Source organism: Nibrella saemangeumensis (assembly GCF_039541915.1).
Classification (GTDB): domain Bacteria; phylum Bacteroidota; class Bacteroidia; order Cytophagales; family Spirosomataceae; genus Nibrella; species Nibrella saemangeumensis.
Genome location: NZ_BAABHD010000081.1, coordinates 29,586 through 53,805, shown reverse-complemented (window position 1 = coordinate 53,805; position 24,220 = coordinate 29,586). Strand labels below are relative to the sequence as shown.

At 54.3% G+C, this 24,220-nt stretch carries 20 protein-coding genes; 9 read left to right on the top strand and 11 right to left on the bottom strand.

The window, feature by feature from the left end:
* Window positions 1–109 precede the first annotated feature (109 nt).
* The gene (gene uidA, locus ABD949_RS24325; protein ID WP_345247910.1) at window positions 110–1,984 is read left to right on the top strand and encodes a beta-glucuronidase; all 1,875 of its coding nucleotides are present in this window, start codon (window positions 110–112) and stop codon (window positions 1,982–1,984) included.
* 78 nt (window positions 1,985–2,062) lie between these two features.
* Complete coding sequence (locus ABD949_RS24320; protein WP_345247908.1) at window positions 2,063–2,788, top strand: NUDIX hydrolase; 726 nt, start codon at window positions 2,063–2,065, stop codon at window positions 2,786–2,788.
* Window positions 2,789–2,791: 3 nt separating this feature from the next.
* Here the strand turns inward: ABD949_RS24320 and ABD949_RS24315 are convergent, their stop codons facing one another.
* From ABD949_RS24315 to ABD949_RS24275, 9 genes are all read right to left on the bottom strand, one after another.
* Window positions 2,792–4,051 carry an MFS transporter gene (locus tag ABD949_RS24315; RefSeq protein ID WP_345247906.1) on the bottom strand — a complete coding sequence of 420 codons (1,260 nt, stop codon included), beginning with the start codon at window positions 4,049–4,051 and terminating at the stop codon, window positions 2,792–2,794.
* 92 nt (window positions 4,052–4,143) lie between these two features.
* A complete protein-coding gene (locus ABD949_RS24310) occupies window positions 4,144–5,529 on the bottom strand; it encodes a Gfo/Idh/MocA family protein (protein WP_345247904.1) in 1,386 nt (461 codons plus the stop codon).
* Window positions 5,530–5,702: 173 nt separating this feature from the next.
* A complete protein-coding gene (locus ABD949_RS24305; protein ID WP_345247902.1) occupies window positions 5,703–6,473 on the bottom strand; it encodes a 3-ketoacyl-ACP reductase in 771 nt (256 codons plus the stop codon).
* 198 nt (window positions 6,474–6,671) lie between these two features.
* Window positions 6,672–7,817, bottom strand: coding sequence for a Gfo/Idh/MocA family protein (locus ABD949_RS24300; protein ID WP_345247900.1), 1,146 nt, complete (start codon window positions 7,815–7,817; stop codon window positions 6,672–6,674).
* Between the two features lie 21 nt (window positions 7,818–7,838).
* Entirely contained in the window at window positions 7,839–8,672 is an 834-nt protein-coding gene (locus ABD949_RS24295; protein ID WP_345247898.1) for a sugar phosphate isomerase/epimerase family protein, read from the bottom strand.
* Window positions 8,669–10,081, bottom strand: a complete 1,413-nt coding sequence (locus ABD949_RS24290) for a glycosyl hydrolase (RefSeq protein ID WP_345247896.1) — start codon at window positions 10,079–10,081, stop codon at window positions 8,669–8,671. Before ABD949_RS24290 ends, ABD949_RS24295 begins: the two co-directional genes overlap by 4 nt.
* A gap of 136 nt (window positions 10,082–10,217) precedes the next feature.
* On the bottom strand, window positions 10,218–11,291 hold the full coding sequence (locus tag ABD949_RS24285) for a fatty acid desaturase family protein (RefSeq protein WP_345247894.1): 1,074 nt from the start codon (window positions 11,289–11,291) through the stop codon (window positions 10,218–10,220).
* Window positions 11,292–11,396: 105 nt separating this feature from the next.
* Window positions 11,397–12,662, bottom strand: a complete 1,266-nt coding sequence (locus tag ABD949_RS24280) for an AGE family epimerase/isomerase (RefSeq protein ID WP_345247892.1) — start codon at window positions 12,660–12,662, stop codon at window positions 11,397–11,399.
* 6 nt (window positions 12,663–12,668) lie between these two features.
* On the bottom strand, window positions 12,669–13,715 hold the full coding sequence (locus ABD949_RS24275; RefSeq protein WP_345247890.1) for a bifunctional heptose 7-phosphate kinase/heptose 1-phosphate adenyltransferase: 1,047 nt from the start codon (window positions 13,713–13,715) through the stop codon (window positions 12,669–12,671).
* A 178-nt stretch (window positions 13,716–13,893) separates the two neighbouring features.
* Between ABD949_RS24275 and ABD949_RS24270 the strand changes: the two genes are divergently transcribed.
* The 5 genes from ABD949_RS24270 (at window position 13,894) to ABD949_RS24250 (ending at window position 18,417) form a co-directional block, all read left to right on the top strand.
* On the top strand, window positions 13,894–14,214 hold the full coding sequence (locus ABD949_RS24270; RefSeq protein WP_345247888.1) for an HPF/RaiA family ribosome-associated protein: 321 nt from the start codon (window positions 13,894–13,896) through the stop codon (window positions 14,212–14,214).
* 221 nt (window positions 14,215–14,435) lie between these two features.
* Entirely contained in the window at window positions 14,436–16,070 is a 1,635-nt protein-coding gene (locus ABD949_RS24265) for a catalase (protein WP_345247886.1), read from the top strand.
* A gap of 77 nt (window positions 16,071–16,147) precedes the next feature.
* Entirely contained in the window at window positions 16,148–16,588 is a 441-nt protein-coding gene (locus tag ABD949_RS24260) for a hypothetical protein (RefSeq protein ID WP_345247883.1), read from the top strand.
* A gap of 29 nt (window positions 16,589–16,617) precedes the next feature.
* On the top strand, window positions 16,618–17,373 hold the full coding sequence (locus ABD949_RS24255) for an SDR family NAD(P)-dependent oxidoreductase (RefSeq protein WP_345247881.1): 756 nt from the start codon (window positions 16,618–16,620) through the stop codon (window positions 17,371–17,373).
* Window positions 17,374–17,448: 75 nt separating this feature from the next.
* Window positions 17,449–18,417 (top strand): hypothetical protein, encoded by a 969-nt coding sequence (locus tag ABD949_RS24250; RefSeq protein WP_345247879.1) that lies wholly within the window; start codon window positions 17,449–17,451, stop codon window positions 18,415–18,417.
* A gap of 25 nt (window positions 18,418–18,442) precedes the next feature.
* Here the strand turns inward: ABD949_RS24250 and ABD949_RS24245 are convergent, their stop codons facing one another.
* On the bottom strand, window positions 18,443–19,855 hold the full coding sequence (locus tag ABD949_RS24245; RefSeq protein ID WP_345247877.1) for a PQQ-dependent sugar dehydrogenase: 1,413 nt from the start codon (window positions 19,853–19,855) through the stop codon (window positions 18,443–18,445).
* 141 nt (window positions 19,856–19,996) lie between these two features.
* Between ABD949_RS24245 and ABD949_RS24240 the strand changes: the two genes are divergently transcribed.
* Window positions 19,997–20,503: a hypothetical protein gene (locus ABD949_RS24240; RefSeq protein ID WP_345247875.1), complete on the top strand. Its 507-nt coding sequence runs from the start codon at window positions 19,997–19,999 to the stop codon at window positions 20,501–20,503.
* Between the two features lie 225 nt (window positions 20,504–20,728).
* A complete protein-coding gene (locus ABD949_RS24235) occupies window positions 20,729–22,666 on the top strand; it encodes a HAMP domain-containing sensor histidine kinase (RefSeq protein ID WP_345247873.1) in 1,938 nt (645 codons plus the stop codon).
* Window positions 22,667–22,678: 12 nt separating this feature from the next.
* Here the strand turns inward: ABD949_RS24235 and ABD949_RS24230 are convergent, their stop codons facing one another.
* Entirely contained in the window at window positions 22,679–24,220 is a 1,542-nt protein-coding gene (locus ABD949_RS24230) for a DUF1501 domain-containing protein (protein ID WP_345247871.1), read from the bottom strand.

Here is a 24,220-nt window from a genome sequence, read left to right as displayed (position 1 = left end):
AAAGAATATACATCATTGTCTATTTTTTAGACAATAAATTTTAGTCAATTCTCTACCTTTGTATTGCAATGTTCGTTCTGGCCCTCTTTTATCGTTTAACCAAAACCTCATGACGACTCGTTACCTGCTCCTGCTGCTTCTGGCGGTACCCTTAATGCCCGCTCAGGCGCAACCTTTCACCGCTGCCGACCCGACCCGGATTGCCCTGTATCCACAACAGAATGACCTGCGGAATACCCTAAGCTTATCGGGCATCTGGCAGTTCAAAAAAGACTCGCTGGCTGTCGGCGAAAAAGAAGGCTGGCAGAATGGCTTGACGGAAGCTCGTTCTATTGCCGTGCCGGGGAGCTGGAACGAACAGTTTACCGACAGCCGCGACTACCTGGGTGTAGTCTGGTACCAGAAAGAAACCTACGTGCCCAGCGCCTGGCGGGGGCAGCGTATCTTTATCCGCGTTGGCTCGGCCAACTACGCGGCTAAGCTGTGGATCAACGGCAAACCCGTCGGAATACACGAGGGCGGGAATCTGCCGTTTACGTTTGAGATTGGTTCCCTGGTGAACTGGGGAGGGAGTAACCGCATTACGGTTCAGGTCGAGAATATCCTGAAGCCTTCGCGGGTGCCGACGGGCAATGTGCCGGGTAGCCCCTTCACCAACTTTCCCAAATCCAACTACGACTTCTTCCCGTTTGCGGGTCTGCACCGCGACGTGTGGCTGTATTCCCTGCCTGCGGTAGCCTCTATCAAAGACATTACCGTTAAAACAAACTTTACCGGCACCACCGGCAGCGTAGAAGTTGCCGTTGCCACCGAAGGCAAAGCCAGCCGGGGTACTATCGTCATTACCGGCCAGGGAAAGCGATATGAAGCACCCATCCGGCTGACGGCCAATGCAGCTACAGCTACCATCTCTATTCCCGATGTGCGGCTTTGGGCGCCCGAAGACCCCTATCTGTACCAGGTGGATGTGACCATTGGCGACGGCAAAACGCTCCTCGACCACTACACGCTCGAAACCGGTGTGCGGACCATCACGACAACTAATAAACAATTATTACTCAACGGAAAGCCGATCCTTCTGAAGGGTTTCGGCAAGCACGAGGACTTCCCTATATTCGGCCGGGGCACGGCTCAGCCGGTCATTGTCAAGGACTTTTCGCTGATGAAGTGGGTCGGGGCCAACTCGTTCCGCACCTCGCACTATCCCTACGACGAAGAGTTTATGCGCATGGCCGACCGGGAGGGTTTTCTGGTCATCGACGAAATTCCGGCGGTAGGCCTGTACTTCCACGGCGATACCAACGACCTCGCCCAGCGGCAGGCGATGTGTAAGCAGTACCTTAACGAACTGATTACCCGCGACAAGAACCACCCCTCGGTGATTATGTGGTGCGTAGTCAACGAGCCATTCCCCAGGGAGGTCAGCGTGACCGGCGGGCCGGGTGGCCGGGAAGCTACCCCGCAGAGCATTGCCCTTTTCAACGAGCTGTTTGCCTTAGTGAAGCAAAAAGACAACACCCGGCTGGCTACGCTGGTGGGGGTGATGGGTGGCCCTATGGAGTGGATTGGTCTGGCCGATGTCATCTGCATCAACCGCTACTACGGCTGGTACACCCACGCGGGCGATCTGGCCGGGGCGGCTAAGCTGCTGGCTATTGAAGCCGACGCCATTCACAAACGGTTTAATAAGCCCATCATCTATACCGAATTTGGCGCCGATACCTACCCCGGCATGCACGCCGAAGACCCGGAAATGTTTACCGAAGAGTTTCAGACCAATTACCTCAAAATGTACCTGGACTTTGCCCAATCCAGAGACTACATCGCCGGCATGCACGTATGGGCTTTCACGGATTTTAAAACCGGGCAAGGCATTATCCGGTTCGGGGGCATGAACTACAAAGGGGTATTCACCCGCGACCGGAAGCCCAAGGCTGCGGCCCACTACCTGCGGTCGCGCTGGCTAAAGAAGGCGACCCTATGATACAATTTGATTACCCTTAAAATGGTAAGAACCTATAAGTTTGTGGTGAGACCGCTTACCGGTATAAACAGACGCTTTATGCATTCGCCCAGCGAGCAAAACTACATTCAACAGCTTTCCATTGATTGCGTCATCTTTGGCTATCAGGATAAGCAGCTTAAAGTATTGGTGCCTAAACTCAATTTCCGGGGTGACTTCTGGGCGCTGCCCGGCGGCTTTATCGACCAGAACGAAAGCATCGATGAGGCCGCCCATCGTATATTGGAATCCCGGACCGGCATCATAGACATTTACCTGGAGCAGTTTCGGGTATTCGGCGATACCGGCCGCACCAACAAACCCTTTCTGGAACGGTTGATTGAACTGAACGAGGAAACCCTGGGGGCTAACCGATTTAACCAGAAAGAATTTGAGTGGGTAACCCGTCGCTTTATCTCCATTGGTTATTACGCGCTGGTGGACATCAACAAGGTAATCCCGCAGAAGCACGAGATTGACGAATCCATCGGCTGGTATAGCATCAGGCAATTGCCGCCGATGATCATGGACCATAACGAAATCGTGGCCAGAGCGCTCGACACCTTGCGCTCGAACCTCGATGAAAAGCTGATTGCGTTTAACCTGCTGCCGGACACGTTTACCATGCGGGAAGTGCAGGAGCTGTACGAAGCGATTTTTGACAAACCCTTTGCCCGCAATAACTTTCAGAAAAAGATTCTGGACATGAACGTGCTGGAGCGGCTGGAGAAGAAATATACGGGCGCGGCTAACAAGGCTCCGTATCTGTACCGGTTTGTGCGATAGTCCTTACTTCTCTACATAATCCAGATCTTTCTTAAACGTCTCTTCCAGGTAGAAAAGGGCAACCAGGGCGAGGGTTAAGGTCAGGCCACCGACAAGTAAGGCGCTGCTGACAGTACCCACTGACGGCTTAAACAGCGTAAACAGACTGGCCAGCGGGATGACCGCCCCCCGGACAAAATTGGGCACCGTAGTGGCTACCGTAGCACGCAGGTTGGTGCCGAACAGCTCGGCGGCAATGGTCACGAACAGGGCCCAGTACCCGTTGGCGAAGCCGAGCAGGGTACAGATAATGTAAAATGCCGTGATGTCTTTGACCGGGGCCAGCAGGTAGACCGCGATGAACACCGACGACAGCAGGACAAACAGCAGAATGACCTTCTTACGGCTCTTCAGGTACTGACTCAGGAAACCACTGGCAATATCGCCGAATACCTGCCCTGTGAAGGCCAGCATCACCGCCTTACCCGCTACCACCGGCTCCGAGAGACCTAGTGCCTGCCCAAACTCGGGGGAGAAGGTAATCAGAATACCCACCACAAACCAGATCGGCAGGCCGATCAGAATGCACTGCAGGTATTTCAGAAAACGGGTTTTGTTGTTGAACAGCATCAATAGATTGCCCCGGTCCACGCTCTTCTCTTTCGCCTTAACAAAGGCAGCGGATTCAAATACATTGATCCGCAGCACCAGCAGCATCAGGCCCAGTCCACCGCCAATAAAGTACGAAATACGCCAGTCGAAAAGGTCAGCTACAAAATACGCCATAATGGCTCCGAGTACACCCATAGTGGCGACAATGGTGGTGCCATACCCACGGATCTCTTTCGGCAGTACCTCGGTCACCAGCGTAACGCCCGCACCGAGTTCCCCGGCCAGGCCTACCCCGGCGATAAACCGCAACAGGGCGTATTGACCGACCGTATTGACCAGGCCATTGCCGATGTTCGCCAGTGAATAGAGCAGGATAGAGCCAAATAAAACGGAAAGTCTACCTCGCTTATCACCCATAACCCCCCAGAAAACGCCCCCGATCAGCATCCCGGCCATCTGCATATTGAGCAGAAAAATACCGTCGGATAACAGGGCGTCGCCGGTTACGCCTATGGCTTTGAGACTGGGTACGCGCACGACGCTGAACAGAAACAGATCGTACATATCGACGAGGTAGCCGAGGGCCGCTACCATGACCGGTATGGATAACAATTGCCGGACGACACTGGGTTGAACGCTTGCGTCTGGTTGGGTGACAGGTTGGTTAAGCATGAGACGGGGAGTAGGAAATAAAGACAAAAGGTTCACGCAAAGCCACTACAACACAAAGAGAAGGCTGCGCTTTAGTGGCTTTGCATGAAAAACTATCGCTTGGAAATCGGGGCTGCAATGTTATCCGGAATAACATAGGGCGCCCGGTATTTGCGGGTCAGCATGGCGTTGGCTTCCTTATCGCCGATGAACTGCTCCTTTTGCGGATCGAACTTCAGCGTGCGACCCAGGCGGTACGATATATTGCCCAGGTGCGCAATACCCGATGCCAGGTGAGCCGTTTCGACCGGTCCGTTCAGCAGTTTCTTGTCGTGGGCCCGAACGGCGTCAATAAAGTTCTTGTAGTGGTCGCCACCGGCGTTGCGGGCGGGACCCGGCTGGCGGTCGCGGCCCAGAAAGATCTTGTAATCCGCATAGCCGTTGATGACCATATAGCCTTTATCGCCGTAGAAGATGTTGCCGACTTCGACGCCGTCTTCCTTGTTGGTCATCCAGGGGCGCACCTCAAACTGAATTACCTTACCTTCTTTGGGGTATTTATACGTGGTAGTCAGAACTTCTGGAGTCTCCTTAACGTCATTCCAGAGGAACTTGCCACCAGATGAGGAGATTTCTTCCGGCAGTCCTACATCGAGGCCCCACATGCAAAGGTCGGTTTCGTGGATACCCTGGTTGCCGATATCGCCGTTGCCGTAGTCCCAGAACCAGTGCCAGTTGTAGTGTACATAGTTTTTGCTGAACGCTTTTGCCTGCGCTGGCCCCTGCCACAGATCCCAGTTGAGCCCTTCGGGAACGGGTGAATTGCCCTGGTTACCAATGTCGGGCCGCCACTTAAACACCAGCCCTCTCGCCATGTATACCTTACCGATGGTACCGTTGCGGAGGTGCTGGATGGCTTCTTTCATGGCCTCCGAACTGCGAAGCTGCACGCCATGCTGGACAATGCGGTCGTAGCGCTCGGCCGCTTCGATCATCCGGCGGCCTTCCATGAACGTATGCGAACCGGGTTTCTCCACGTACACATCTTTGCCCGCCTGACAGGCCCAGATCGTCGCCAGCGCGTGCCAGTGGTTCGGCATGGCGATGCTGACGGCATCAACCTCCTTATCGTCGAATACCCGGCGCAGGTCCTGCTCGGTCTTTACCTTTTTGCTGTACTTGGTCTCGAACTCCTTCGCCCGCTCCTGCAGCACCACGTTATCGGCATCGCAAAGGGTAACCACCTCTACCTTGTTCTCCAGATGGCGCATGAAGCCGGAAATATGGTCTTTGCCCCGGCCATTTACGCCGAGTACCGCTACCCGGACACGGTCGTTGGCCCCGAATACCTTCGAGGGAATGATCGTCGGCATGACGTTACTGCTGCCGATGGGCGTGTCAGCACCGGCCATGGCCAGGCCAGGAACCGCAGTGGCCGCCAGCGAACCGACCGTGACTTTTTTCAGGAACTCTCTTCTTGAATCGTGTTTGTCTTTCATGCGGAATAAGGGTTTATTTTTAAGACGTTCGACACCAGACTTTAGACGAAGAATTACGTTAGTAATAAAGGATTATAGGATAACTACAAGTCTAAAGTCCAGTGTCTAGTATCCAGCGTCTTACTTCTCTAAATCAAAAAAAGCAGTAACCCTACTTACTTAGTCGGAAAAGGTTACAGACGGGGCATGGTCAAGCCACCGTCGACCATGATGACCTGCCCGGTGGAGTAGGGGAAATCGCCCCGCGCCAGAGCCGCCACAGCCTTGCCGACATCGTCCGGATAGCCCCATCGTTTCTGCACACAAAGGCCACCTTCGATGAGCCGGTCGTACTTGTCGGTGACGCCCGCAGTCATATCGGTTTTGATGACGCCCGGCCGTACTTCGTAGACGGGGATGTTAAACTCACCCAGCCGGGAGGCAAAAAGCTGGGTGGCCATGCTGAGTCCCGCTTTGGCAATGCAGTATTCGCCCCGATTCACCGAAACGACCGTCGCCGAGATGGACGATACGTTAATGATGCAGCCGAAGAAGTCATCATTAACCCGTTGCTGCTCGATCATGACGTTAGCCGCTGCCTGCGTTAAAAAGTAAGCTCCGCGCAGGTTAGTCGATATGACGTAATCGAAGCTTTCTTCCGTTGCTTCCAGTATATCCCGACGCTCTTTGGGGGCTACCCCCGCATTATTAACCAGCACATTCAGCCGCCCGAAATGGCTTTTGATTTGTGCTAGCATCGCTTCCCGCGCTTCCCGCGAGGCTATATCGCCCTGACAGTAGATGACGTCGGCTCCAGCCTGGCGCAACTGGCCCAGTGCTTCGGTGACGGATTCTTCCGGACGGACACCATTGATGGCCAGATCGAAACCGTTTTTGGCCAGGTGTTCGGCAATACCGAACCCGATACCCCGGCTGCCGCCGGTGACAAATGCTACTTTTTTCATTTTAGGAGTTTTTTACACCCCCTGCCCCCCTTGTTAGGGGGGATAGCTTCGCTACTCCTGACCTATGGCAAAAGCATTTCTCTAGATTGGCTACATGAAAGCTCTTAGAAGTCCGTAGATGTTAGGCGTAAGCAAATCATGCGTTAGCGATAGTGTGCGCCAGCTATCCCCCTAACAAGGGGGGCAGGGGGTGTCGTTTTACAGTTCAGGAACATCAACCCAGCAGCGCTTCGCCCAGCTTTCGAGTCCTTTTTCGGCCAGTTGCACGCCCTTAGCGCCTTCGTACAGCGTCCAGGGGAAGGGCTCGTCTTTCACCACGTGCTTCAGGAACAGCTCCCACTGCGCTTTGAAGGCGTTGTCGAATAGCTCCTGCTCGGGTACCTTCGCCCAGCCTTCGAAAAACTTGATCGGCTGCTCGATATCCGGGTTCCAGACGGGTTTGGGGGTGTTGCCGTAATGCTGAACATAGCATTCACGCAGACCGGCCACGGCGGAGCCTTTGGTGCCGTCGACCTGCAGGGTCAGCAGATCGTCGCGACGGACGCGGACGGTCCAGGAAGAGTTGAACTGGGCAATAATGCCGTTTTCGAGTTCAAACGTAGCGTAAGCGGCATCATCGGCGGTACACTTATAGGGACGCCCCTGCTCGTCGATGCGCTCCGGAATGTGAGTGGCACCCAGGCAGGATACCGCTTTTACTTTGCCAAATACCTGGTCCAGCACGTAGCGCCAGTGGCAAAGCATATCCACAATGATACCGCCATCGTCTTCTTTGCGGTAGTTCCACGACGGCCGCTGCGCCGGAATGGAATGACCCTCAAATACCCAGTACCCAAACTCACCGCGCACCGACAGAATTTTGCCGAAGAAGTCGTTTTGCATCAGCCGCTTCAGCTTCATGATGCCCGGCAGCCAAAGCTTGTCCTGCACCACGCCGTTTTTCAGCCCGGCCTCTTTGCAGAGATGGTAGAGTTCCAGCGCCGTTTCGGTGCTGACGGCCGTTGGCTTCTCGCAATAGACGTGCTTACCGGCTTCTACGGCTTTGCGTACACCGTCGGCCCGGCGGCCGGTGGTCTGAGCGTCGAAATAGATAATATTGTTCGGATCGGCTAAGGCTTCATCCAGGTTGGTGGTGAATTTCTGAACGCCGGATTGTTGGCATAATTGCTCCAGCTTAGTGGCGTTGCGGCCGACCAGAATAGGATCGGGCATGATCACTTCATCGGCCCCTACTTTTACGCCACCCTGTTTCATAATGGCGGCAATGGAGCGCAGCAGGTGCTGGTTGGTACCCATCCGGCCCGTTACGCCGTTCATGATGATACCTACTTTGTGTTCTTGCATGGGGGTATGTTCGGTTGGTAATTATGAGTGGTGCAGGTACGCCTGCTTAATTTCGTCCAGAAAAACGTGCTGGTCTTTGGCCCAATGAGCAGTCGAAAAGATTTCTACCTCATTAAACCCGTCGAAACCGGCCGCTTCGACCCAGCTGCGAATCTGTGGGACGTTGATGCAGCCCTCGCCCATTAGGCCGCGGTCGAGCAGGAAATCGGTTGTCGGCGTTTTCCAGTCGCACATGTGGAAGGCGTAGAGGTTGCCGTTCCGGCCGCAGCGGGCAATTTCCTGCTCCAGCGTCGGGTCCCACCAGAGGTGGTAGACATCCACGGCCACCCCTACCCAGGGCGAGTTGATCGCTTCGGCCATGTCGTTCGCCTGCGCTAGGGTATTGATGGCTGATCGATTGTCGGCGTACATCGGGTGGAGGGGCTCAATGGCGAGTTTTACCCCGGCGGCTTCGGCTTGGGGTAGTACGGCCATGATACCGTCCTGAATCTGCTTGCGGGATTCGGTCAGTGGCTGACGCGGGTCGGCTCCGCAGACCAGCACGATGAGCGGAGCGCCCAATTCGGCGGCTTCTTCGATGGCCCGGCGGTTATCGTCGATGGCTTCCTGCCGGCCGGCTGCGTCGGCGTTCGGAAAGAAACCACCCCGGCAGAGGGACACGACGGTCAGGCCGTGGTCGCGGAGCATCTGGCCGGTGTGCCGGATGTAGCGGCCGGCGAGGGTATCGCGCCAGACAGTGATGCCGCCAATGCCCATTTTGGAATAATTTTGAGCGGCTTCTTCAATGGTCCACGGCTTGGTGGTGATGGTATGCACGCAGAGCCGCGACAGGTCGGTTAGCGGTTTGGCGCTCATTGTACGGCTCCGAAAAAGGTGTAATAGGTTTCGTCGTTGATAACGCGCTGCAGGTAGAGTGCTGCTTCGCGGGCGTGATAATCGCCCCACATGCTCGATTCGCCATACGGGATTTTGCTGCCTTCGGGGATATAATCCCAGCCGTTCGGGCGGTGGTAAATGGAGTGCAGCAGCAGGCCCTGGTGGTTCGGATCAGTGCTGAGGTAGGGCTCGTCGAAGATGGTGTTCAGAACCGTCAGACCGGCCTGCCAGTATTTGTTGCCCGCTTCGGCATCGCCCTTGCTGGTCAGGTATTTGCCCAGCCGCAGCAGGCCCTGCGCGCCGATGGCAGCCGCTGAGCCATCCACCGGTTCGTGTTCATTGTACGGATCAGCCGGGCGGCTGAGGTAATCGCCGAGTTTGTGTAGATTGGGAGCACCGGTGTCCCAGTACGGAACACCATCAACGGGCGTATGCTCAATGTAGAAGTCGCAGGTAGCACGGGCGGCTTTCAGCATATAGGCTTCAATGGCCTCGCGGCCGCCGAAGGGGGCCAATTCGCTATCGTCCAGCGTCGCCAGAAATTCGAGTTCTTCGGGGAATCCGCACATAGCCCAGGCCAGTCCGCGGGTCCAGGTACTAAAGCCGGTATAGCCCTGCTGCGAATTGGGGCAGCGGAAGTTGCCGTCTTTGGTGTTGAATACGCTTTCATGAGCAGTACGGCCCCAGATGTCGTAGGAGTCGCGGCCTTCGCCGTAGAAAACGGAAAAGTCAGCCGTGGCTTTGATGTGTTGCAAGGCCCGGTCGAGCAGGTTGATTTTTATGTCGTTCTCGGCCTGGAAAACATGACCCAGCCGGTGACTAATCATCAACGCCCGGCAGGAGCGGATGGTATCGACAAAGAGCGAGTGAGGGCCGTTGAAGGAGTGGATAAAGCCGGCAAGCCGGTCCGCCGGTGCGGACCCTGCTCCATTCTTGATAGTAGTCCAGCGGCTGGCCTGTACGGCCCCGGAGATTTTCAGGGCCAGTTCGTAGAAGTTCTTTTCCCACTCATTAAAGCCAATCTTACCCTCCTGCATGAGTCGCAGCAGGTTGCCGTAGGTACTAACGTTGTTGAAGCCGTGGTCGTGTACGCCGATATGGCTGATGTGCGGGGCCATCACCTGTAGCGTCTTCTGTCGGCCCGACTCCAGAAACGATTCTTCTTCCGTGGCGTCGTACTGCAGAATGGCCGAGCCGAACTGGAAGCCCTGCGTCCATTCTGTCCAGCCACGGGTGGTATACCGGCCCTGTACGGTGAAGACGGGCGAGCCTTTGGAAACGTCGTACTGGCTCTCGATCAGGTTAATTTTTTGTCCGGACAGCTCCCAGAAGCGGGTGAGTTTGTTGGTTAAATCGGCGGGTTGTAACGCGTAGTCAATCTGAATCATTCGATGGAATGGGACAAGGTGGTTGGTTGCGGCAAGCGAACAATGAACAGCCGCCCGGCACCCGGAGCGGCTGTTCATATACCACTAAAGAGCAGATGTCCTCAATTTTTTACTTATCCATCCGGTGACTTATTACTTAAGCGGTTGCCAGTTTCGACTGAACGTCGCTGGTCGTCGGAATACGCTGGGTGCGGTATTTCAGCAGGTTAATAATTTCCTCGTCGCTCTGGAATGTGCCGTTGATATTGACCACGTGCTTTGCCAGTACATCGTACCGTTTGTTCATCAGGTAATAAAAGACCTTCAGGAAGTCCAGGCCGTCGAATACCACTGCTTTATTTTTGGCGTAGTTGTCGATGGTTTTCAGGAAGAAACCGGGGTGTTCGGTCCAGTGCATGGCCGGGCGACAGTGATGGCTGATGTGGTAGCCATCGTTCCAGCACTTTTTGTTGTATTTGACGTTGATGCACGTAATGCTGTTTTTGTACGGATTGCCGGGATCGACCGGGTCTACGAACGAATGCTGCGTCCAGTTACCCAGCATCGTAATCAGCCGGAAAATAAAGAACGGTATGATAAATACGACGAGCGTTGCCTGCCAGTTAACCAGACACAAAACCAGGCAAAACGCGTAAAAGCTTAATTCGCCGATAAGCGCCTTACGGGCAATTTTCTGCCGGTTTTTCCGGTTCAGGTAGCTCAGCAGTTCTTTGATGCCGTTGAGCATGAAGTCGGCGTAGTAGCGAAAGAAATCCCGCAGACTATCCCGCTTGTAGTCCATGGTGCTGCTCTCGTCTTCCGGCATGTTGTTTTCTACATGGTGCATACCGATATGGTGACCGTAATAGGTCTCCGGACTTTGCCCGAAGAAAGGACCGACTACCCAGGGAAGGTAGTTGTTCATGAACTGGTACTCTGGCTTAAAGAACGGCCGGTGGTTAACACAGTGGAACATCAGGCCAAACGGCCCTTTAAATACCAGGTTATTTAAGACCAGGTAGGTCCAGGCAATAGCCCACCAGACCCATCCGGTGACAAACGGCATGTACAGCAGAACACCCAGCGGGATCAGGGTCAGAGTAATCTTGAGCGTTAAATACGCGAAGGGTAGATCACGCTCATCTTTGATAAACTGCAGGAAAAAACGATCAAGTGACGTGTGTGGTCTGGGTACAAAAACAGGGTCATTCAGCGTTGACAAAACTTTCATAGGGTATCCAGGGGTAAAATGAACGTATCAAATAAACGAATTGTAAAACGGAATTGCATTCCGTTTCGAGGTAACTTATCCAAAGAGCCGGGTGTCCGGACCGTTTTACAGCAACCCATCCAGCCTTTTAACAACCTGAACCATGGACCGTACCGTATGGTAGTTGATCTTCCAGGAGTGACTCATGTGCGTCCAGATGGGCTCGGTGCCCTCGCGGTTCATCAGTGGCCACCACTCGCCAATGTGGTGCAGAATCATCTTATCAAAGACAAACCGGTGGACGTTCTCATAGGCTCTGGCAAACTTTTCATCCCCCAGAAACCGGTAGGCATCCAGGAATCCGATCAGCACTTCAGCCTGCTGCCAGAACTCCTTCTCGCGGTCATAAACGGTACCGGCATGGGAGCCCTCCACAAATACACCCCCATATTCCCAGTCGACACCATGATCGGCAGTATGATTGAGTGATTTTTCCAGTTGGTCTTTATACGTGGAGTAGGGGATACCCAATACGTCGAGGGCGTGGATGAGCAGCCAGGCGAACTCGGCATTGTGGCCGTAGCTGGTGTTGTCTTCGGCTTCATGCTTGACGCCGTCTTCGGTAAAGCGGTCCCAGCCCCAGATGATGTCGAATTTGATCTGGGGCGCTACCTGCCAGTCGGGCCAGAACTGCGGAACGCCGGTGCCGTACTGCGGGTGCATGATCTTGCGGACCAGCAGTTCGATCACCTCCAGCAGCTTGCGCCGGTGAACATCCTGCTGGCTGCACTCGTACAGCGTGGTGAAAGCCTCCATCAGGTGCATATGCGCGTCGAGCGTTTTGCGGTCGCCACCCGCCGGGCCTGGACCTTTCAGTGTCCAGTCGCGGTGGAACATTTCAAAGTACCCGCCATAGTGGGTATCGGTGGCGTATTTCTGCAGCAGGTCAAAGACTTCTTCGGCAAAGACAATGCCCCGCTGGTCGCCGGTAGCCAGGGTGTATTCGCTGAGGGCGTACATGGCGAAGCTCTGGCCGTATACAATTTTCTGATCGTTCAGCACCTCGCCGTTGCGGTTGGTCATCCAGTAAAAACCGCCATGTTCGGGATCCCACATCCGCTCCAGCAGGTAATCGGCCCCGTGTCGGGCCAGGTCGGCGAGTTCGCCATTGCCGTGGCCAGCCCGGTGCGCTGAGGCAAAGGTATACAGGCAACGCGTCTGGGCGATCAGCGATTTTTCGTCTTCGCCGGTATCCTGGCCATGCTGATCGAAATGGGTGATATAGCCGCCATTTGCCTTGTCGATGCAGCGACTAGTCCAGAAGGGAAGTAGTTCTTCGCTTAAGTGGAGATAGGCTTCCTGACGAAGCTGACTGATTTTTTCCTCGTCCATAAATAGTTACTGGGCTAGTGGTAACCTGGTCAGCGCCAGAATTTCGTCTGGGCTGGCCGTGCCGGTCTGGTGTAGTTTCTGCACGGTAACGGCAGCCGCCAGATTCGCGATCTCAATGGCCTGGGCCGGGCTGACGCCCGCGCCAATGCAGGCCGAAAAGGTTGCCACCACCGTATCACCGGCCCCAACAGTATCCAGTTCGCCCGTTAGCGCCAGACCGTCGATTACCTGAACGTCCGGGCCATCGACATACGCAATGCCCTGTTCACCACGGGTGATCAGAACGGGTCCCTGGATGTGCTCGTTCAACGCCCGGCCGTGTTCGCTGCACCAGTCCAAAGAGGGTGTATCGGGGTGGTCAATGCCGCGCAGCACCGCCAGTTCTTTGGTATTTACCTTCAGGATAGCCCCCCGAATGGCGTTGCCATGGTGGCGCAGGTCGGCCACAAACCGGCAGTTAGGATATAGCGCCATCAGCGTATTCAGCTTCCCGACCCGTTCGGCCGTCACCAGGGGCGACAGGAACTGCTGGTTAATAATGAGCACGTCGAGGTAAGGCAACTGGTTTCGGAGATTTTGCAGCAGGGTTGTAAACCCTTCATCCGGGAGGGTGTTGCGGGTGCCAAAATCGATCCGGTTTTCTTCCGTCGGGCCGGCCATCGGCTTAATGTATGTGCAGGTATCCCAGCCCTGGGCCGGTGCCAGGAGTGAATGGGTATCTGCCCCGACCTGCTGAAACAAGTGCCGCATCTCCCGCCCGTACAGGTCATTGCCGGTGCAGCCAAAGACTGAAATGCCGGAGATACCCAGGGCCGCCAGATTGGCCACCACGTTGCCGGCTCCGCCCAGCGAAGCCTGCGGCCGCGAGCCCCAATGCACCGCTTTACCGGTTTCAATGGAGTATTCGCCGGAATTTTTGTCAATGGCAAAATACAGGTCAACGGCAAAGTCGCCGATGACGCCGACCCGGAGTGATGAGAGAGATGAAAAAATAGCGGTAAGTTCGGAAGGTGCCATCCGGGCAGATTGAGGTATATCGGTTAGGACTTGCACAAATAAAGCATCTTTTAGGATAAAATACTGCACTGCGCCGGGCCGTTGCGAGATTCTTCCAAACAAAACGGGCTGATTCGGTTTTACTATGTACGTGTTGACGACGAGCCGGTCCGGAAAGAATCCGTTCGGTGGCCGGCAGCGGATGTAAAATGTTGAACTGAAAACCGTGAATCCAATGAGTAAGCAGGAAAGTTTAGATGATGTACGATTAGATATTCAGGCGGTAAATTTTGATCTGACAGATGGGCTGCGGGATCGTATCCTGCAATCGCTCGGCAAACTGCGCCGGTACTATAGCGGAGATGTAATTACCGCCGAAGTATACATGCGATTGGAGGAAAGTCATGGCCCCAATGATAAATCGTACCGGGTCAAGTATGGTGTACCCGGCAATGATGTGTTTGCCGAGGATACCGGCGACAACTGGGGCGCTCTGATCAGCAGCGTGGCCGCCAAATTGAATCGCCAGCTGGAGAAGCAGTTTGCCCGGTCATAAACCAGTGGTTGCCCCATGCATCTTTGAGTAACCGGCACGGAAAGAAGCCTGTAAACGTCTCTCGGTAAGAGAGATCTTTACAGGCTTCTCGCTTGAGTTGGCTTCCTCCGAAAATTTACGCCCTATTTTCCGAACACTTCCGGGCTGATCCTGTTAAATCTAGTTGATACATAGTGTAAGCCCCTTAAACCAGCCAATCGTTTTTTAATTACTCAAAGTTTATGGAAGATCAAAACAAGAAGGCCGGCAACGGCCAGACCAATGGTCAGTCCAACGGACATTCAAACCAGGGCGGTAATGGTGATCAGACCTTAACGACCCGTCAGGGCCACCCGGTAACCGACAACCAGAACATCAGGACGGTGGGTAATCGCGGGCCGGCCACCATGGAGAATTACCATTTTATTGAGAAAATCACCCACTTTGACCGAGAGCGGATTCCCGAACGTGTCGTACACGCCCGCGGAGCGGGTGCGCACGGCGTTTTTGAGGCTTATGGTACGGTGGGCGATGAGCCGGTTGCCAAATACACCCGGGCTAAGCTGTTCCAGGAAAAAGGGAAACAGACGCCGGTATTTGTCCGCTTCTCCACGGTGGGCCACGGCACCCACTCGCCGGAAACCCTGCGTGATCCACGCGGTTTTGCGGTAAAATTCTACACCGAGGATGGTAACTGGGATTTAGTGGGCAACAACCTGAAGATTTTCTTTATCCGGGATGCCATGAAATTCCCGGACCTGATTCACTCGCAGAAGCCCGATCCGGTGACCAACATCCAGAGCGGGGAGCGTATTTTCGATTTTATCGCCAATACGCCGGAAGCGACCCATATGGCCACCTTCCTGTTCTCGCCCTGGGGGATTCCGGCCAACTACCGCCAGATGCAAGGCTCGGGCGTAAATACCTACAAATGGGTGAACGCCGATGGCGAAGCCGTACTGGTGAAGTACCACTGGGAACCGCTGCAAGGGATTAAGAACTTAACCCAGGCCGAGGCCGAAGCGATTCAGGCCAAGAACTTCAACCATGCTACCCAGGATCTCTTTGAAGCCATTAAGGATGGAAATTTCCCCGAGTGGGAACTCTGTGTCCAAATCATGAGTGACGATGAGCACCCGGAACTAGACTTTGATCCGCTGGATGACACCAAGCTGTGGCCAAAAGAGCAGTTTCCGTGGTTGCCGGTAGGCAAAATGACTCTGAATCGCAACCCGGTAGATTATTTCAATGAAGTAGAATTGTCGGCGTTTGGTACCGGGGTACTGGTTGACGGCCTTGATTTCTCTGATGACAAAATGCTGCAGGGCCGGACATTATCCTACTCGGATACCCAACGCTACCGCGTAGGAGCCAACTACCTGCAGTTGCCCATCAACGCCCCTAAAACGCGCGTGGCTACCAACCAGCGCGGAGGTCAGATGTCGTTCAGGACGGACTTCGCCGAAGGGCAGAACCCGCATATTAATTATGAGCCATCGTTCCTGGGCGGCCTGAAAGAAGCGCCAAAGCCCGGAAAGGACTATACCCCTCGCTATGAGGCTAGCCTGGTACGGCAGAAAATTGATCGTACCAATGACTTCAAGCAAGCCGGTGATACCTACCGCAACTTTGAAGACTGGGAGCGTGATGACCTGATTAATAACTTGGTGAACACCCTGGCTACCTGCGACAAGCGCATTCAGGACAAGATGATTGAGCACTTCACGCTGGCCGACGAAGATTATGGTCGCCGGGTGGCAGAAGGTCTGCAAAAAGCGTCCAAGTCTAAGGATGACAAAGGTCCGATTGGCGCTACTTCGCCTAAAGAAGGCGTGGAAGCAGCCAAAGAAACGTCACATCCGGCACAGCCGTATTAATTGTAAAAATTATGGATTGAAGGCCATCCCGCATCGGGATGGCCTTTGCTTTACCAGAACAAAAGCTAACCTACTTTATGGATAATGTACAAAAATCACTGCTTAGCGGCTTGACGGGAGCCATTGCGCTGACGCTCCTCCACGAAACGGTCCGCCGGTTTGTTCCGGAAGCACCCCGCGCCGATATATTGGGCATGCGGGCTATTGCCAAAGGCTATAAAGCTGCCAATAAGGAGTTGCCTGACGAAGATACTCTGCACCAGATGGCGCTGGCGGGCGATGTGGTGTCCAATTCCCTCTACTATAGTCTGGTAGGCCTGAGTAAAGGCAAAGACACTATGTTGTTTGGCGCTGCACTAGGGGCTTTGGCCGGCGTGGGAGCCCTGGTCTTACCGGGTCCGATGAAATTGGGCGAAGCGCCAACCAATCGCACCCGCGAGACCATGGCCATGACCGTAGCCTGGTATTTTATCGGTGGTATTGCGGCTGCCGGAGCGTATGAACTGCTGGACGAGTAAGTTGATAATTTGAGTCGTTCGAACGGATAATGACAGTCAATTTAGACGGACAGGTCGCGCTGGTTACGGGTGCGGCCAAAGGCATCGGCAGAGCCTGTGCGGTAGCGTTGGCGGAGGCTGGTGCCCATGTTATTTTAGGCCTTCGGGATAGAAACACCGGTGGAGATGTAACTGATCAAATCAGGCAGATGGGTCGGGAAGTACTGCCTGTGCAGATGGATACCTCCCGCCTGGCGGAGATCCGGGAGGCCGTAGCCGCCGGACATCGTCACTTTGGCCGGATTGATATTCTGGTGAACAATGCCGGACTTGGCTTTCCCAGCAAGGCGGAAGATGTAACGGAGGAGGACTTTGACTATACCCTCGACGTCAATCTGAAGGGTACGTTCTTTACGTCGCAGGCGGTCGGGAAGATCATGATAGCGCAGCGCCGGGGGCGGATCATTAACATCAGCTCGCAGGCTGGCTTCGTAGCCTTACCCACCGAATCGGTTTACTGCATGACCAAGGCCGGCATATCGCACCTGACCAAATGCCTCGCTCTGGAATGGGCACCTTACAACATTACCGTCAATGCCGTTGCTCCAACCTTTATCGAAACACCCGGCACCCGAAAGTGGCTGGACGATGAGACATTCCGTGCGTCGGTGCGACAGCGGATTCCGCTGGGGCGGATCGGTGAACCTATAGAGGTAGCAGGTCCGGTTGTATTTCTGGCGTCTCCCGCTGCTTCCCTCATTACCGGCGAAACGCTCATGATCGATGGCGGGTGGACTATTCAGTGAGGAAATTTGTCTTTTGCCGAATAATGACTAAATCGGCTAACTATTTCCTTACTGAACCTGACACCCTTATTCGCCATGAAGAAGCTAGTCTTTGCTATCAGTCTGTTTGGTTGCCTTTTCGGTCGTGTTGCGGCTCAGCCGGATGCCGTGCCGCAGGTGGATATTGTCAATGACGTGATCCGGGCCAAACTGTATCTGCCCGATGAGCAGCAGGGCTACTACCGGGGTGTCCGCTTCGACTGGTCGGGGCTGATTGCCAGCTTGGAGTATAAAGGGCATACCTATTTTGGAAAGTGGTTCGGGCCCTATGATCCCAAGATGCACGATGCCGTCACCGGACCGGTAGAGGAGTTTGGGCCTATCGGCTACGAGGCTGCCCGGCCGGGCGAAAACTTTCTGAAGATTGGGGTAGGGGTGCTGCGCCGGCTCGACGATAAAGCTTATCACTTCACGACACCCTATGAACTGGTTAATCCCGGTAAATGGACGGTTACTACAGGACCCGACCGCGCCGAGTTTATGCACTACCTGACCGATCAGGAGGGGCACTCGTACATCTACCGTAAGTCTCTGCGGCTCGTCAAAGGCAAGCCGGAACTTGTGCTGGCGCATAGTCTCGAAAACACCGGTTCGCGGCTGATCGAGACTAACGTCTATAACCATAACTTCTTTATGCTGGATAAGCAGCCGACCGGGCCTGATTTTGTGGTCAGATTTCCCTTTACCCTGAAAGCCACCGGCGAAAAAGCTGGCCTGCTGGAAACCCGTGGCAATGAACTCGTGTATCTGCGACCTCAGCAGCGGGGCGACCAGATCTATGTGATCCTGGAGGGTTATGGCACCAGCACCAACGACTACGATATCCGGGTTGAAAATACGAAGACAAAAGCCGGGGTACGTGTCACCGCCGACCGGCCACTGTCGAAACTGGCGTTTTGGTCAAACCCGGCCAATCTATCGCCGGAGCCTTACATTGGGGTGCGAGTGGAGCCGGGTAAAACAGTTACCTGGACGCTGACGTACCAGTTTTACACCCTCCCATAGCCGCTGTGGGCAAAAAGGCTGCACGCTACCTACGAACTGCGGCCTTACTTCCGGGCAGGGTGATTTTCCAGATACTGCCGGAGGGATTGCCGTATTCCAGCACGTAGATGACGTTACCTATCATCAGCGCATCAGTGGGGCTGTTGAAGCCCTGCGCAATCTTGGTGGTCTGCACCACATAATTGTCGGTATCGCGTCGGTAGGTCAGCTTCAGGTGGAGCATATCTTCACCGTCCAGGGCAATGGGTCGCATGAGTGGGGATTTCCGGCCGTTGCTCCAGCTTAGGACAAAGCCATCACCTTTCATGTTGCCGCTGAGTACACTGTCTGTATCGAACACTAGCCCCAGCGGGGAGCGGTGGGCTGTGAAGGTGCCCAGGGTAATGCCCTCCTTATCGGCATCCTTGATTTGGCCGGTTGACCGGTCGCGGTACTGGTTGGCGTCGGGCCCCAGGTTCTGAACGGAAGGGGTGATTTTGGCTGGTCGCTTCGGAAATTTGGGGTCGTTATGAAAGTATTTGGCCGTGTGGGCGTGGCTGGTGGTATTGATAAATGGATCTTTCTTCGGGTCGGCATCCCAGTTGGGAAACTGCTGCGGATTATCAACACCGCCCATTACCCACGGAAAGCCATAGTGGTGGCCTTCCCGCAGCCAGAACATATCTTCCGGGTGATCATAGTCACTGGAGTTGGACACGGCAAACAGGTGACCGTTCGGCGCAAAAGCCAGGTCATAGGCATTACGGATTCCCTTCGCAAACAGGTAGCCAGCTGCCTTCAGTTTGGCATCGTCGTTGGGGAGCAGCAGGTTGGTCGCATCGGTGGGGATGCGCAGAATGCAGGCGGTGAGGGGCTCGTCGCGGGAGTTGGGGTAATGGCCGTCGTTGTCCTGCACCTCGCCGTGGTCGGTGCGGGCTCCGCTGCTGACGTAGGCATATTTACCGTCGGGGCTGATGGCAATGCCGTTGAAGCCGTGGTCGTACAGGGTTTTGGTACTGCCCACATCATCCGTCATAAACACGACGGACATAGTGCCCTTGCCAGATGGCTGAAACTGGTACCGCACCATCCGGCCTTTGGTACCCTTGCCCTGGTTGACGCTGATGTTGCCGACCAGAAACAGCGCGTTACCGTTGAACGCAGCTCCCTGTAACCGGGTAATGCCGTGATCCTTATCTGACAGTATTCGGGTAGCTACCGGTTTGCCCGTTCGGGTGCTGACGCGGTAGACCTCACCAGGAAAGGTGGTATAGAAGAAGTCTTTGCTGACGGGATCCTGCAGCAGCCGCACACAGCCTGGGCCTACAGTCATATACTTCTCGATGGTAATGTTAGGGCGCAGGGCTTTTGGCTTTTGCTGCGCCAGAGCAGGGTTGGGGAGCAGGAAGCCTGTAAGGCAGCAAAGAAACAGGCTCAATGTCGAAATGGATTTAGTCATCTCCTGACGGTATTACGGCTACGCTGCCTATGGCAGGCAATCTTTCTTAAACAGGCAAATATTACAAAAATGTTGGCGTAATCTGATAACCCGGCGCAGCTGATTGGGATACAAAGGTGTCACAGTTTAACACCTGTCGCCATGTTTACCGATCTGCTAACCCCGTTTTTCCCCAAGACCCTGACGTTTGATGTCAACCGTCCGGCCGAAACCGTGCTGCAACCGGGTAGTCCCTTCAGCAGTCAACATAACCCACAGGTTCATCCGGTACTTGGCCGGTCGGCTGGATCTTCCTGTTTTTCCGTAAAGGCTAGTTCGTCCGGCATGATCATCCGCGGCCAGGTCAGTGGCGCTTCCCTGACCGGTACCCTGTATCCGGCTGCAAACGGAACGGCCAGACTGGTGGTGCAGATCAAACCCAGTCCGCTGTTCGGTCTGTTATTTCTGAGCTTCCTGGGTTGTGCTGGTAAGCTGCTTTGGCTGGGATTTTCGGCCGGTGGCAATAGGGTACTGTACCTGGTGGTTGGCCTGGTACTGCTGGTGGTGGACCTTCCCTGCCTGCGGGGGGTCGCGATGGGCATGACTTATCGGCTGCAGAAAGATTTTAAGCGATATATGCACCTCAAGGTAAGGGATACCTGTTGCTAACTCGAAGACGGGCTTTAGCCTGTGACCTCCGTGTCTAGGAATATAATTCCGGGGTACAGGCACCGACCAGCAAAATTTTTGGCGGTAGCTGGCCCTGTAAATACGGGCAATTGCCTAAATTACAAATACATTGTCAGTCTGAACCCGTATGAAGATTGTCTGTAGCCTGCTTATGTTGTTCCACCTTGTTGCTGCGCCATCATTTGTGTTTGTAAAACCACGGTTATGGAGCGGTCAGTAATGCAACTCCTACTGGAGCGGGAAAACTACCGCTTCTATGCGGCTTCGATTGCCACCATGGCTGAGTTTACGCTTTCCCTCCTGATTCTGGGCTATTTTTTGAGTCTGAAGGGCAAAACGCGGGATACCTGGCTGATGGCTGCCTATATAGGGCTCAACATGCTCGTTTATCTGGTCGATATTGGCGTCACCTCCAGTAAGCCTGCCGTCTATATGTACTTCCGGGTTGCGCACACAATTTTATTATCAGCGTTAACCATTTTCTGGACGTGGTGTGCGTATACCTACCGGGGAAAACCAATGTATCGGGAAGCAATTGGTATAATTTTATTGGAGACAGCAGGGCTGGTATGGCTAATCACCTATCAAAGCCAGAACATCACAAATTTATCGTTTACTAGCCCTGTCTTTTATCCTTTTATCCTGGTTATAGGCTTCCATGCCTGGACAGTCGTGGTGCTGTTGAGAAGATCTACCAATAGGTTCAGGGAGCAGGAGCGTATCAGGGAAAATACACCTATTAATCAGGCAAGATCGGCCCGGTCGCTGCAAATACTGGCTTTGCTATTTGCCTGCTGGCTCTCCTTTGTTTTAGGCGCGATCATATCGGTCTCTCCGCTTATCTACCACTTGGGTCAGATGGTGCTGCTTTTAGGAATCCTGATCCTGCATTTAAATTATGCCGAAGAAGTAACTACTTTTCAGGTAAAGCTGGTCTCCCTGCCCCTGGCTACCACGCTGGCGCTGCTGGGCATTCTCCCGTTTCTCCTGTATGGCGGTTTTGCACCCGAATACAAAGAGGGCGTAAATGATGCAACGGTCCAATACCAGCTTAGCGTCTTTGCCTGGCTGATTCCGGGGGCAACAATCTTTATTCTCGTCGCGTTCGTCCTGTTTTATTGGATTGGTCTGCTTAGACCTTTAGGTATGTTGCTGTCGACGGTCCGCCGGATTGAAGCCGGTGAGTTTGACACCCAGGTGCCTGTATTAGGTCAGGATGAGCTGGGCTATTTTGCCCGAAGTCTACAGCGGATGGCTGCTTCGTTGAAAGTATCCTACGATGAATTGGAAAATCGGGTGGCCGAGCGAACGGCCGAATTACAGAGCTCCCTGGAGCAGTTGCAGGCCACGCAGCAGCAACTCATCCAAAAAGAGAAAATGGCTTCGCTAGGAGAACTTACCGCCGGTATCGCCCACGAAATCCAGAATCCACTGAATTTTGTGAACAACCTATCCGAAGTAAGTACCGAACTGGTTGAGGAATTGGTCGAAGAAGCCAAAGCTGGCCATACTGAGGATGTGCTGGAGATCGCCGGTGACTTAAAAGAAACCCTAGAGAAAGTAAACCACCACGGCAAACGGGCCGACAGCATCGTCAAAGGCATGCTCCAGCACAGCCGCGCCGGCAGCGGAGAAAAGCAGCCCACCGACCTGAACGCCTTGATTGATGAGTACCTGAGGCTGGCCTATCAGGGATTACGGGCCAAAGACAAAAACTATAACGCCAACCTGCAACTGAATTTTGATCCTGCTTTGGGCTATGTAAACATAGCTCCGCAGGAGATGGGTCGTGTGCTGTTGAATCTATTTAACAACGCTTTCTATGCTACGCAGGAAAGACAAAAGCAGCTTGGACAAGCAGATTACCAGCCCCACATTGAGGTAACTACCCATGCGGGGAATGGAAAGGTGGAGCTAAAGGTAAAAGACAATGGTACAGGAATACCGAAAGATATTGTGGAGAAAATTTATCAGCCTTTCTTTACCACCAAGCCTACTGGTCAGGGAACCGGGTTGGGCCTAAGCCTCAGCTACGATATTGTGACCAAAGGCCATGGGGGTGAACTTCGTGTACAAACCGAAGAGGGGCAGTATACTGAATTTAGGGTCAGCTTACCAACCGCAGGCTTTTCTGCTTTTTGAGTGTGCGTCCGGTCAGGTCCTGATCAGGCGAAGTACCTTGCGGCCGGCGTCGGTCTGTATGCCGTACAGGTAATATCCCGGTACCAGCAGGTATCCATCCACCCGTACCACGTAAGTTCCCTTGTCATGACTGCCTTCGCGCAGTACCAACAGCTCACGGCCCTGTATGTCGTATAGGGCAAGTCGTGCGTACTGGGCTTTGCTGAGTGAGTATACAATCTCGGTGGTATCGTGGAACGGATTGGGTGTATTCTGCTCCAGCACCACGCCGTCGGCCGACGGCAGCGTAGCCGATGACCGACGGTAAATAGGTAATGTCTCAAACTCCTGCCCCAGAATTGATCGGGTCGTCGCTACATCGACTCCCATATGGTCGCGTAGCACACTGGCGTATACCTGGCGGAAATCATTGGTAAATTTCAGGTCGCCATTTGAATCCAGATTGGTCAAATTCGGGACGGAGCCGACAAACCCGCCCCGTACAGTGTTGCCCACTACAAACAGCGGAGCCGCCGTACCATGGTCGGTGCCCAGGGTACCGTTCTGGTTCACACGCCGGCCAAACTCCGAGAAGGTCATCACCGTCACCTTATCAGCCAGGCCCTGTTTGTCGAGGTCTTTCTGGAAAGCGGCTACGGCATCGGCAATGGTTTTCAGCAGCGTAGCGTGCGTCCCGTTGGTTATGTTACCGTTAACCACCTGATTGGCGTGCGTGTCGAAGCCGCCAAGGGTGGTCAGGTATACGGGTGTCTCCATCCCCCCGGCAATTAGTTCTGCCACAATGGCCAGTTGCCGCCCCAGGTTGGTATTCGGGTAGGTGATAGCGTTTTGGCCCGTATCGGCTTTTTGTTTGATAAGGTCGGAATACTGAATGGATTGCAGGGCGATCTGTTGCAGAAACCGGAGTTCCTCACCGGCAATGGTATTCTCAATCGGATCGGTTTCGGCGGGTGTGCCTTTCACCAACTGGTAAAAAGATTCCGGATTGTCGAACACCACGCCCATTGACCCCATGCCACTCAGGGTCAGCATCGACTCTACAGCCCCGATCTGAACCGCCATGGGGTGCCGGGGCAGCGCCATCGGAAATTCCGGAAAAGCTTTGGCCAGGTAGCGGCCTACCCATCCCTCCGTCCAGTACTCAGTCGCGCTGGAACCGGATTGCCAGATGTCCGTCGACCGGAAGTGCGAGCGGTTAGGATTCTGGTAACCCACATTCTGTACCACCGATACCTTCCCATTGTCGTAGAGTTCCCGCAGGGTCTTCAGCGCGGGATGAAATCCCTGCTGGTCGGTCACCGGCAGTACGCTGGTTTTTGGAATCGCCAGATTGGGTCGTTTGGCATAGTAGGTGTCATTATGGTACGGTATCACGGTATTGAGGCCGTCGTTACCACCGGCCAGTTGCACCAGCACCATGATATTGCCATCAGTGCCTTCCAGGTCAAGCTGTAATGGATTTTGGGCAAACGCCCGAACCGGCATCCCCTGTACCCCAAACGCTACTCCGCCGGAAAGAAGCCCTAACTGACGTAAAAATTCGCTGCGTTTCAT